Origin of the sequence: Marinospirillum alkalitolerans (genome assembly GCF_045055655.1) — a bacterium.
In the GTDB taxonomy this organism is placed as follows: domain Bacteria; phylum Pseudomonadota; class Gammaproteobacteria; order Pseudomonadales; family Halomonadaceae; genus Marinospirillum; species Marinospirillum alkalitolerans.
This window is the reverse complement of sequence record NZ_JBANFI010000003.1, coordinates 349,869-361,141: the sequence shown is the minus strand read 5'-3', so window position 1 is coordinate 361,141 and position 11,273 is coordinate 349,869. Positions and strand designations below refer to the sequence as shown.

The following is an 11,273-nucleotide window of genomic DNA, read 5'->3' as shown; positions in this document are numbered from 1 at the left end:
TCAGCCTAGTGTGGAGGTTGGCGCGATGGGTTGACCTTGGGCAGGCTCAGATCATTGCCCCACTCAGACCAGGAACCCTCATAAACAGCGACCTGATAGCCTAAGGCTTGCAACACCACATAATTGACTGCTGCTTGGGCGGAGCCAGTGCAGTAAAGAATAATGTTTTGATCCTTCGGCAGGCCTTCATAAACGCTGGCCATGCTGCTCAGATCACGCAGTCGATAAATACCTTCGACTTCTTCACGATTTTGCGTCCAGGGGAAATGCTGCGCGGTGGGGATATGCCCAGCACGCCGTGCGCCACCTGATTCTAGACCCAGGTAGTGGGCCTCAGTGCGTCCATCCAGAATGGGTTGATAGCCGATCGCAGCCAGAACACTGAGCTTAGTGGCCAGGCGTCGTTCATCAATACGTGGAATAAACTGGCGTGCTGTTGGCGGTTGCGGCTCTTGGCTGATAGGAAGCAGGCCTGGCTCCCAGTGGCCCCAAGCCGTATCGAGGAAATAGACTTGCTGATGCCCAAGAAACTCCAGTATCCAATAAAGCCGCGCTGCCCAGATAAAGTCTTGATTGCCCACCACCAGCACTGGGCGCTGATGATCAATACCGACAGCACCCAGCAGACCTTGGAGCTCACTTAATGGCGGCAATAAGAAGTGTTCAGCGAACAGGCTCATTGGCGGCAGGTTGGCGGAACCATGAATATGACCGGCAAGAAACTCTTCTGGTTCACGCACATCAATGACGAGCAGGTTGTCATGACCGAGTTGGTTTTTGAGCCAGGCTGGATCAACAATTGTCGCCTGCACAGCGCAGGTCCAACCAAGCAGTAACACCAATAAAAGGCAGGCAAGTCTTGTGTTCATCCGTGTTGGCCCCTCAAAGAAGTAGGGCTTTGACTATAAGCGAACTTTTGAGAATTGATATGATGTAGATAGGGTTTTATTCTTTTTGTATGTGGTTTGGAAGGAGGCAGTCACACCCAGCGGCCTGAGGGTGTGACTGCAGTGCTTGTTTAAACCTTAAAGCGTCCAACGCGTTCTTGGAGATCGCTGGCCAGCTGTGCCAGTTCGTCACTGGCGGTGGCGATATGATGAGAGCCGCTAGAAAGCAGCTCAATACCAGCATGAATGCGTGCCAAGGTTTGGTTCACATCGTCGGCTGTTGCTGATTGTTCCTCGGTGGCGCTGGCAATCTGGTTATTCATATCGTTGATGAGCTGAATCGCTTGCGAGATGGTTTTCAGCTTCTGTGCGGCTTCTTGTGCCCAGTCTACGACTTCGTTGGCCTTATGATAGCCACGATTCATCACCTGAGTGGCTTGCTGTGACACCTTCTGCAAACGCTCAATCATATTGCCGATTTCTTCGGTGGAGGCTTGAGTGCGTGTTGCGAGATTGCGTACTTCATCGGCTACCACCGCAAAGCCGCGTCCTTGTTCACCCGCGCGGGCGGCCTCGATCGCTGCATTCAATGCGAGCAGATTTGTCTGCTCGGCGATGCCACAAATCACATCGAGGACCTGACTAATGGCATCAGTATCTTTTTGCAGCTGTTGAATCACTTCAGCGGCCTGTTGGACTTCATTGGCCAGTAGCCCCACTTCATCGGCTGTTTTATCTACCACCCGCTCCCCTTCTTGTGCGGATAGATTAGAGATCTGCGCTGAGTCAGCCGCCTGAGCTGCATTACCAGCAACCTGCATCACGGCGGCGGCCATCTGCGTCATGGCGGCTGCGGCTTGATCGGTTTCATGCTGTTGCAACTCAACCTGCTGATTGGCTTCACGACTGGAGGCAGCCAGTTCTTCTGCGGCGGCGCCAAGCTGAATCGAGGCTTGCTGCACCTGCTGCACCAGTGTGTGGATACCACCAACAAAGTGGTTAAAGCTGCGGGCTAGATCACCGAGCTCATCGTAACGGCTCTCATCTAAGCGTTGCGTTAAATCACCATCTCCGGCGGCAATTTGATCCAGTGCTGCGCGCGTGGTGGTGATGGGGGCAATCAGCATGCGCGCGGTGATAACGACCAGGCCAAGTAGCAGGGCCAGAGTCAGGGCAAAGGCGAGCAGCAACGAAAAGCGCAGGTTCAATGCGGTGGCCATGACTTCATCATAAGGAAGCGCGACCGCCAGTGACCAGCCGGGTGTTTGTGCGACAGGCGTATAGGCCACAATCGAGACTTGCTGTCCATCGAGAGCAACCTCACCTACGCCCTGCTGACCTGCCACCATTCTTTGTGCCAGTTCACGATAGGCTGGATAGGTCGCCTCTTGGGCATTGTCAGTCATACGTCGTGCTGCTTCAGGGTGGGCAATATAGACACCGCGTGAATCCAGTAGCCAAGCCGTGGATTGCGCGCTAGATACACTATCAACCAGCTGCGTCAGGGTGTCGAGGGTCACTGTTGCGGCAAGCAATCCCTTCACTTGTCCAGAAGCATCCGTGACCACCTGTGCCAAAACCACGATGGCATTGCCTGAACTACCGGAATAGAGAGGGTCACTCACCAAACTGGTGGCTGTTTGTTGCACCACCAGCTGTTGAAAGTAGCCACGGTTCGCGCGACTGGCGATCAGGCCATGATGGTGATGGGCTTCGCCTTCGAGATCAACAAAGAACAGCACCTCAAATTCACGGCTCATGTGCTGGCCATACTGCTGTACAAAATCAAAAATCTCGTTCGTGCTGCCATTTTTAAGCGTGGCGGTATTGGCGAGGGTTTGAATGACCGTCATTTTGGAATCCACCCAAGCGCTGACCAGTTGCGCATGGCTCGTGGCATTGAGATTGGCGCTTTCTTCGCCGAGTAGTGTCACCTGTTGGCTCACCTGGCGGATCACGATAAACGCGACCAGCAATAAGCAGAGCGCAAGGGGAAGACCAAAAGTGAGCAAAAGCCGGGGGCCCATCTTGAGTTTTTTGAGCATGATCACAGTGCCTTGGATTGATTCAATGAAATAGGAAGCCTGCCTGAAAAAAGTTCAGCACAGCCTCGGTCTCGTCACAGACTAGTTTAAATGAAGTTGGGCTGATGGACTTTTAATTAATGACTTAACAAGTGACTTGAGTCAGAAACCGGGATCCATCCCTTCTTTTATGTTCTGCATACAATAAATGCTGCGCTGCATAATAAGATTTTTATAAATAATCTACCCTAGATAAACCGTGTTTTTTGAGCTTGTCATAGAGGGTTTTGCGCGGAATATTCAGCTCTTCGAGTGCATTTTTAATCGAGCCACGATGCCGAGTCAGGGCTTGTTGAATCAGGCTTTTTTCAAAAAAATCGACCTGTTCAGGCAGGCTTAAGGCGGGCTGGCTGGCATGGCCTGAAAGAAGAGCTTCAATCGCATAGTCATAGCTGGCACCAATCAGCACATAGCGTTCAGCCAGATTACGCAGCTCGCGCACATTGCCCGGCCAGTCATGACTCATCAGGACCGAGAGCTGCTCTGATTTAAGACTTGGTGCATCCAGCCCTGTCCGCGCGCTGGCGACACTGGCAAAGTGTTGAAAGAGCAGTGGAATATCATCACGCCGATCACGTAAGGGGGGGATTTCCAGCGTGACCACATTCAGGCGGTAGTAGAGATCTTCACGAAAATCACCGGCTTCTGCAGCAGCCTTGAGATCCGTTTTGGTGGCGGCGAGGATACGTATATCCAGTTCAACAGGGTGATTCGAGCCCAGGCGTTCGAGCTGGCGCTCTTGCAGCACACGCAGGAGTTTAACCTGCAGATTCAGCGGCATGGATTCGATCTCATCCAAAAATACCGTACCGCCGTGGGCATGCTCAAACTTACCGATACGGCGCTTATGGGCTCCGGTGAAGGCTCCAGGTTCATGGCCAAACAGCTCAGATTCAATCAGGCTCTCGGGTACGGCACCACAGTTGATCGCCACAAAGGGTTGTGCTGCACGCGGACTCAGATCATGAATATAGCGTGCGAGGCGGTCTTTACCCGCCCCTGTTTCACCCCAGAGCAGCAGATCTGTCTCGATTTTGGCCAGCTGGTGGGCCATTTCCAAGAGACGAATCATCACCGGCGCGCGGGAGAGAAGTCGCGGTCCAGGGACAGATTGCAATGCCAGTTCTTCTTTTAAATGACGGTTCTCAAGTACCAAACGGCGCTTATCCCAAGCGCGGCTGACCACATCCAGCAAGACTTCATGGTGAAAGGGCTTTTCGAGAAAGTCATAGGCCCCTTGACGCATGGCACTGACAGCGGTGGAGATATCACCATGCCCAGTCATCAGAATCACGGGCAGCTCAGCATCCAGCGCCTTCACCTTTTGCAAAAAGCCCATGCCATCTAGGTCTGGCATGCGAATATCGCAGAGGATGATCCCTGCCCAGCCTGGATGGAGTGCAGCCAGCGCTTCTTGAGCGCGTGCAAAGCAGGTGACCTGATGCCCCGCCAGCAGCAAGGTTTGCTGAAGGCTCAAGCGCAGGTGGGGCTCATCATCAATGATAAAAATAGTCCAGTCGGCAGTGTGCATGGTGTTGATCCTTGCGTACGAGGACGCCCTATCTTGTTGTTGTTATCGCGGTGGCAAGCATCGGCTCTAGGCTGAGTCGTGGCTCTCTTCGCATCTCCCTAGACACTGGGCTCGCTGCTGTGGCTTCGTGCTTGCTGTGGCGGAGTTCCTGATGCTGAACGGTTGCGCGTCGATGGCGAAAGAGGCGTGTCGGGATCACCATCAAAGCGCGGTAGCGTCAGGGTGAAGACCGCGCCACTGGGTTGGCCTTGGCCGCTGAGTTGCCCATGCCAGTGATTGGCCGCACTCAATTGGCCCTGCAAGGCTTGTGCGAGGCGGCTTGAAATGGATAGCCCGAGGCCGAGGCCGGATTCTTTACGCGTATAAAAGGGCGTAAACAGATCATCGAGATGGGCAGGATCGATCCCGCCACCCTGATCCCAGACCTGCAAGACCACCTGTTGCCTGTTGGCCGCCCGCGCGCTGATTTTGATCCACGGCTGAGGCTGATCCTGCACAGCATGCAGAGCATTGGAGATCAGATTGACTAGGATTTGCTCCACGCTGACCATATCGGCCCAGGCGAGCAGCTCGGCTTCTGGGAGATCTTGTTCAAGATGGATCTTGCCCTGGGCCAGTGGCGTCGCATAAAGGCGTAAAGCATAGCGACAGGCAGCCTGAAGTGAAACGCAGCTTAGCTTTTGCTCGCTTTGGCGTGAGAAGACACGCAGTTGGGCGCTGATCTCGGCCATGCGATCTGTCAGCTCAAGAATAATGGCGAGGTTGTCCTGCGCTGTCTCAAGCTGACCGCGTTCAATCAGCGTGACAGCGTTTTGGCTGTAACTGCGCAGTGCGCTGAGCGGCTGATTGATCTCGTGGTTGATACTGGCCGCCATCTCGCCGAGCAGGGCCAGCTTGGCGGCTTGAATCAACTCTTTTTGGGCACTTCTGAGCTGCGCTTCAGTTTTTTGATGACGCTGAATTTCTTGGAGCAGCCGTTGATTGCTCGCTGAAAGATCAGCCGTGCGCTCATGAACACGCTGCTCTAGCTGGCTATGGGCCTTCTGTAGCTGACGGTGCGCCTGCTGCTGCCACAAGCGTTTTTCTTGTTGTGCATGGCGGCGCTGATCAATAAACAAGGCCAGCAGAATCAGGGCCAGAAAGATCAGGCCCGTCAGCAGGCCAGAGAGCAGCACTCGCCGATAGAGGGGCGTGAGATCCTTGATAATGTGCACTGTCCAGTCTAGCTCTGGTAGGGCGTAGCGCATCATCAGGTAGTCGCGCTCTTCTTCTCTGGAGAGACTCAGGCGCACCCGACGGCTCTGCTCATCAAATTCAGCCAGGTACTCAATGGCCAGCGGACGCAGCTGGCGACCGGCATATTGCAAGGAGTGCTGGATATGCTGGCGGCGCTGCTGCTCCAGAGGTTGCAGGGTGAGCAGTCGCCATTCAGGGCGCGAACTAATAAAAATCACGCCATCCTCATCGGTCACCAGAAGCTCACCAAGGGGGTCACGCCAGGGCTCTTCAATCGCATGGATTTCGATTTTGACCACCAGTACGCCAATCGGTGTATCGGCATCGAACACAGGGTAAGAGAAGTAATAGCCCCGTGCACCTGAGGTTGTTCCCAGTCCAAAAAATCGCCCTTGCTGGCCCTGCATGGCCTGCTGGAAATAGGGGCGGAAGGCAAAGTTTTGTCCGATAAAGCTATCTGGCCGCCACCAGTTGCTGGCCGCGAGTGTCCAGCCTTGTGCATCCATCAGATAGATATCTGAAGCCTCGCTGATTGCCCGAAAGCGATCCAAGCGTTGATTAAGCTGCTGCCAGTTCTCTGCGGCATTGGGTGCCAGGAGCAGAGGACGCAGGTCTTCCTTTTCAGTGAGCAGCTGCGCCAGATACTCATACTGGGCCAGCTTGCCGCGCAGCCCCGTGACATGCAGCAGCAGTTCATTATGTGTCTGCTCCTGCAGCTGTTGTAACTCCTTATTCCAGACGCTTTGTGTTATTGGCCATAAGCTCAGCGCAAGCAACAAGGCCAGCAGGAGCAGCAGAAGGGGTTGACGCCGAGCAGTGGGCAGAGAAGAGGAGAGGTGAGTACTCTGGTTCATGATGACGTCGAGGCCACCTGAACACGGCGCAGTGCTCGTTGAACGCGGGTTTTTTGTTTAGAGAGCTCCAGTAGCCCGTCTTCAACATACACCAGATGACTATGGGATTTGGCTTGAGCTTTTTCGGGATCGCCTTCGAGTATGGCATCAAGCAGTGCTTTATGCTGCTGGTAGAGCAGCTCTCGTGAGTCGGGTCGTGCAAAAAGGCTCGAGAGGTTATCAACGATGCTTTTTTCGAGCAGATTAAAAAGACCGCGCATGCTATGCAGCAGGACCACATTGTGCGCAGCTTCGGCGATGGCCAGATGAAAAGCGGCATCGGCCTCGGCCTCCTTGACGGGATCAAGCGCTGCATAGGTGGCGGTGAGTTCTTCAAAACGCTGTTGGAGCAGCTGCTGATCAGCTGGCGTTGAGCGCAAGGCCGCATAGTAGGCGGATAATCCCTCTAAGGCATGACGAAACTCAAGCAAATCATAGTGGAATTCATCATGCTGGCCGAGTAGCTGCATCAGCGGATCAGAAAAAGAAGTGCCGACCTGCTCGCTGACATAGGTGCCCCCGCCCTGACGGCTCACCAGTAGTCCACGCGCAGCCAGCTTTTGTATCGCTTCACGCAAGGATGGACGAGACACCCCAAACTGGGCTGCCATTTCGCGCTCTGGTGGTAGCTTCTGTCCTGGCTTGAAGCTGCCTTCTAGAATCATGCTTTCGAGCTGTTGCATAATGACATCCGACAGGCGTCGGGTGGCAACACGGGTATACGCCATCTTGTCTCTGATCTCCAAGAATTCCCTAAGCTGCCAATACTAGACATATTGGTCAGACCAGTAAAGCCACTGGCCTCGGGATCTGGCGCTGAAGTGCGTGGCGCTTTCGTTGAACCTCCTATTGATTGAGCTTTTTCTATGACTCCAGCCGTTCTTGATGCACAACGTCAGCGTATCGACTTTCACCTGCATGAATATCAGCATGATCCTCAGGCGGCCTCCTACGGCCTGGAAGCCGCTGAAAAAATGGGGGTGCCTGCAGCCAGGGTGTTTAAAACGCTTGTGGTTCAGCTCAATAGCGGGCAACTGGTGGTGGCTCTGGTGCCAGTGATGCAGCAGCTGAACCTGAAGTTGCTGGCACAGGCGGCAGGCGCCAAGAAGGCCAGTCTTGCCCCAGCCGCTTTGGTAGAAAAGACCACTGGCTATGTGCTGGGTGGCGTCAGCCCTTTGGGACAGAAGAAAAAACTGCCAACCTGGGTGGATCTTTCGGCCTTGGATGACAAGCCGATTTATGTCAGTGCTGGGCGGCGAGGCTTAGAGATACAGCTGGCGGTAGAGGATCTGCTACGGCTAACACAAGGGCAAACAGCGCACCTCACGCTCGCCTCCTAAGGACTTGATTCAGGCATCTGGGGGGGTAAGACATCCTGCTGCACGCCTTATTGGCTGTACGTTTGGGGCAGATGTTTCTGTTTGTGCTGACCCGAATCAGCTTCTTTACAAACACTGACTGAAAGATGTTTAAAAAAAGCAACAAAGGCTTTTATCTGCTTGAGAAAAGCTGCTTTAATAAACTTAATTTCAAACGCATGCTTGAACCTAGTGGATGCACTGAATTCGCACCATTTAAGTGCAAATAAAGCATAAGTTGAGCGGATTGGGTCTGAATGCGCCGATCGCTTTGACTGGGTTCTTCAAGCTGTGTCATGAGCAGGTCAGCGGTTTGTTGAGGAGGTCTTGATGTCTATCCAACTTCACTATACACCCGAGGGTGTGGGACCGCTGCAGAGCGTCACTTTGTTGATGAAAAAGCCAGGTGGTCAGCTGGTTCAAGCGCCGATGCAAGAAGTGGACGGTGTCTGGGCCTTGAGCCGCTCCTTCCCTGAGGGTGAGTATCACTATGCCTTTCTGATTGATCAGCAGCTGCGTTTAAATGATCCACAAGCCAATGTTTATGCGCCAGATGATCAAGAAAAGATCTGGTCTGTCTTGTTGGTGAATGCAGAAGGGCAGCGTTTATATAACAACCAAGAATATAAAGTGCACTTAGAAGACTATCGTTTAAGTGCCCATCTTGACCGTCCTGCTCCAGATTTCATCAAGAAAAAGTTTCATTTAGGTGTGGACCAGCAGGTGGTCGCGCATTGGTTGTTTACTGAGGTTCAGGGGTTGCATAGCGTCACTGTGGCTTGGAGTGCGCCGGATGGGCAGCTGGTCCAGTGGGGCGAGCAGTATCTGGTCGAAAATGAGCACAACACACCAATTGAATTGGCCTTTGCCTGTGATTTAACGCCGCCGCAGCGTCGGCAGCAAGCGGGCGCATGGAGTCTGCGCTTGTATATTGATGGGGCGTTTGTATTGGAAGATGAATTCACCATCAGCCGTGATACCACCTACTCCAAGTTTGGTTAGGTGGAGCTTAGGCACCTCAGCTTGAGTTTGAGGTGCATCAGGATCAGGAGAAGTCATCATGATCAGTATTAATAGTCAAGTTTTGGCCGATGTTGCCCGTCCTGCTTCCTTAGGGGCCGGCCGTTTACAAGCTGAGCAAGAAGGTGTGCAAGCACCCCGTGTTGCGACTCAGGAAGTCGATGCCGCTCCTGTGATCAGCCAGCAGGCGGTCAGTGCGCCTCAGGCTGCAGAAGAAGCCAAGGCCGAAGAAAAGCGCTCTAAAGGCAATGGCTTTTTATCGCGCTTTGCCAATCGCGTGCAGGAAGGTTTTTCTGCCGTGAAGGAGAAGGTGAATCAAGGTATCAGCGTCGCGCAGGGTGTCGTCGATCGCGTGAAGCAGGCAGGTGCCAGCATCGCGAATGAAGTACGCCAAGGCGTTGAGCGGATCAAAGAGCCAGTTGCTGAGCTGTCGAACCGTCTGGGTCAGTTGAAAGACACTGCTGTGGCGATGAAAGACAGCGCAGTGAGCTTGGTCAAGCTGGGCGTTTCCACTGCGGTGAGCGTGGGTGAAGGCGTGCTGAAAGCTGGCGCTTCTATTGCCGCTGGTGTGGCCTCAGTCGGTCAGGCATTCAGCTCAGGCAAGACTTTTGGAGAACGGGCTTACCATTTGAGTGAAGGCGTTTCCAAGTTGGCTGGCGCGATCGATCCTCTGAAGAACAGCTGGAACCAAATCGGTGCTGCGCGTGAAGAAGGTCGGGTTCATCTGGGTGCACTGAAAGACAACTGGGCTGTTGCGCAAGGCCAAATGGCAGGCGTGAAAGAGCAGTTTCAATCCGTGAAAGCGGAAGCCGCCATGACTTGGCAGGCTGTCCGCCAAGAAGGCGCACAAGCCAGCTCGGATATCAGTGCTCTGCTGCGCCCTGAGGGTGCCGCTGGTCTTCAGCAGCTTGCCTAGTCTTCTAGCGAATACCTGCAGGTTGAACAACAAACCCCGCCCAGTGCGGGGTTTTTTTAAGGCGCTGAAACTCAGTGAGAAGAAACCAGCCCGTGGCCTGTGCGTGTCGAAATAAGCTGATCCGCCAGCAGTTCGGCTGTCGCTGGGGCGAGGGTCCAGCCAAGATGTCCGTGGCCGGTATTGTAGAAAATACGCGGATGGCGACCAGCACCAATGCGCGGCAGCATATTGGGGAGCATGGGTCTTAGCCCAGCCCAAGGAATGACCTCTTCGGTACTCACGTGAGGGAAGCAGCGTCTGACCCAGTCCACCAAAGGCTGAATGCGATCTGCGCGAATATCCAGATTCTGTCCATTGAATTCGGCAGTGCCGGCAACGCGTAAACGCCCAGGCCCGAGACGACTCGAAACCAGCTTGGCCTCTTCATCCAGCAGGCTCACCCAAGGTGCTTGGTTTTGGCTGTGGGTTTCCTTCAGAGGCAGGGTGATCGCATAGCCTTTGACCGGATAGATATTCAGCCGATCACCGACCTGAGCCGCCAGTTGACGGCTGGCCACACCGGCGCAGATCACCAGTTGATCATGCTGACGGGTCAGCACTTCTCCCTCGCCCTGACGCAGTGTTAGCTGCACGCCTTGTTCTTGTGGATGAATCTTCAGCAGCTGGTGTTGATAGGCTATTTCGACACCCTGGCGTTCGCAGGCGGCAGCTAAGCCTTTGGTGAATAAATGAATATCTCCTGTTGCATCGCTAGGCGTGAAGTAGCCGCCATAAAAATGCCCCTCTAGATGCGGCTCTATCTCACGCATTTCTTGTGGTCCTACCGCTCGGCGCTCTAAACCACCTTGTGCCAAAAGTTGCGAAATGCGCCCAGCGGCGGTAAAGCTTTGTGCATCACGGTAGATATGCAGGATGCCACGGCGTTCTAAATCAAAATCGATCTGCTCTGCTGCGGCCCAGGCATACAGATGCTCACGCGCGGCTATGGCGAGCTGGGTGGTGTGGATGGTGTTGACATCATGTTGAGGAATCGCGGCCAGAAACTCGCTGAACCAGCTGAGTTTATGCCAGGTCGGTAGTGGATTGACCAACAAAGGCGCATTCTTTTTCAGCATCCAGCGCAGGCCCTTGATGACCGTAGGCAGGGCATTCCAGACTTCAGCGTTGGAGGCAGAAAGCTGACCACCATTGGCATAGGAGGTTTCCATCGCAGCATAGCGTTGGGGGTCATAGAGGGTGACTGCGAGGCCCCTTTTCATCAGTGCGTAGGCAGTTGTGACGCCGGTAATCCCCGCGCCGATCACGGCGATACTGTTCATCCTCTTCTCCTTGTTCGTTCTTGGGTACT

9 protein-coding genes are annotated in these 11,273 nt (G+C 54.0%); 3 read left to right on the top strand and 6 right to left on the bottom strand.

Annotated elements, in window-relative coordinates; genetic code table 11:
- Positions 1 to 5: 5 nt before the first annotated feature.
- The 5 genes from V6U78_RS06590 to V6U78_RS06570 all read right to left on the bottom strand — a co-directional run bounded on the left by V6U78_RS06590 (position 6) and on the right by V6U78_RS06570 (position 7,359).
- Positions 6 to 869, bottom strand: a complete 864-nt coding sequence (locus V6U78_RS06590; protein WP_405338662.1) for a sulfurtransferase — start codon at positions 867 to 869, stop codon at positions 6 to 8.
- 149 nt (positions 870 to 1,018) lie between these two features.
- Complete coding sequence (locus tag V6U78_RS06585; RefSeq protein ID WP_405338660.1) at positions 1,019 to 2,932, bottom strand: methyl-accepting chemotaxis protein; 1,914 nt, start codon at positions 2,930 to 2,932, stop codon at positions 1,019 to 1,021.
- A gap of 211 nt (positions 2,933 to 3,143) precedes the next feature.
- Entirely contained in the window at positions 3,144 to 4,502 is a 1,359-nt protein-coding gene (locus V6U78_RS06580; RefSeq protein WP_405338658.1) for a sigma-54-dependent transcriptional regulator, read from the bottom strand.
- A 98-nt stretch (positions 4,503 to 4,600) separates the two neighbouring features.
- Complete coding sequence (locus V6U78_RS06575; RefSeq protein ID WP_405338656.1) at positions 4,601 to 6,592, bottom strand: ATP-binding protein; 1,992 nt, start codon at positions 6,590 to 6,592, stop codon at positions 4,601 to 4,603.
- Positions 6,589 to 7,359: an FCD domain-containing protein gene (locus V6U78_RS06570; RefSeq protein ID WP_405338654.1), complete on the bottom strand. Its 771-nt coding sequence runs from the start codon at positions 7,357 to 7,359 to the stop codon at positions 6,589 to 6,591. Before V6U78_RS06570 ends, V6U78_RS06575 begins: the two co-directional genes overlap by 4 nt.
- A 138-nt stretch (positions 7,360 to 7,497) precedes the next feature.
- Between V6U78_RS06570 and ybaK the strand changes: the two genes are divergently transcribed.
- From ybaK to V6U78_RS06555, 3 genes are all read left to right on the top strand, one after another.
- Positions 7,498 to 7,971, top strand: coding sequence for a Cys-tRNA(Pro) deacylase (ybaK, locus tag V6U78_RS06565; protein ID WP_405338652.1), 474 nt, complete (start codon positions 7,498 to 7,500; stop codon positions 7,969 to 7,971).
- 348 nt (positions 7,972 to 8,319) lie between these two features.
- Positions 8,320 to 8,991, top strand: a complete 672-nt coding sequence (locus V6U78_RS06560) for a hypothetical protein (protein ID WP_405338650.1) — start codon at positions 8,320 to 8,322, stop codon at positions 8,989 to 8,991.
- 58 nt (positions 8,992 to 9,049) lie between these two features.
- Positions 9,050 to 9,925 carry a hypothetical protein gene (locus tag V6U78_RS06555; protein ID WP_405338648.1) on the top strand — a complete coding sequence of 292 codons (876 nt, stop codon included), beginning with the start codon at positions 9,050 to 9,052 and terminating at the stop codon, positions 9,923 to 9,925.
- Between the two features lie 71 nt (positions 9,926 to 9,996).
- On the opposite strand, the gene V6U78_RS06550 is transcribed toward V6U78_RS06555, so the two are convergent.
- Complete coding sequence (locus V6U78_RS06550) at positions 9,997 to 11,244, bottom strand: D-amino acid dehydrogenase (RefSeq protein WP_405338646.1); 1,248 nt, start codon at positions 11,242 to 11,244, stop codon at positions 9,997 to 9,999.
- Positions 11,245 to 11,273 lie beyond the last annotated feature (29 nt).

Coding starts and splice junctions, on each gene's coding strand:
- V6U78_RS06550 (WP_405338646.1), bottom strand. CDS start 11,244: ATGAACAGTATCGCCGTGATCGGCGCGGGGATTACCGGCGTCACAACT.
- V6U78_RS06570 (WP_405338654.1), bottom strand. CDS start 7,359: ATGGCGTATACCCGTGTTGCCACCCGACGCCTGTCGGATGTCATTATG.
- V6U78_RS06590 (WP_405338662.1), bottom strand. CDS start 869: ATGAACACAAGACTTGCCTGCCTTTTATTGGTGTTACTGCTTGGTTGG.
- ybaK (WP_405338652.1), top strand. CDS start 7,498: ATGACTCCAGCCGTTCTTGATGCACAACGTCAGCGTATCGACTTTCAC.
- V6U78_RS06585 (WP_405338660.1), bottom strand. CDS start 2,932: ATGCTCAAAAAACTCAAGATGGGCCCCCGGCTTTTGCTCACTTTTGGT.
- V6U78_RS06580 (WP_405338658.1), bottom strand. CDS start 4,502: ATGCACACTGCCGACTGGACTATTTTTATCATTGATGATGAGCCCCAC.
- V6U78_RS06575 (WP_405338656.1), bottom strand. CDS start 6,592: ATGAACCAGAGTACTCACCTCTCCTCTTCTCTGCCCACTGCTCGGCGT.
- V6U78_RS06560 (WP_405338650.1), top strand. CDS start 8,320: ATGTCTATCCAACTTCACTATACACCCGAGGGTGTGGGACCGCTGCAG.
- V6U78_RS06555 (WP_405338648.1), top strand. CDS start 9,050: ATGATCAGTATTAATAGTCAAGTTTTGGCCGATGTTGCCCGTCCTGCT.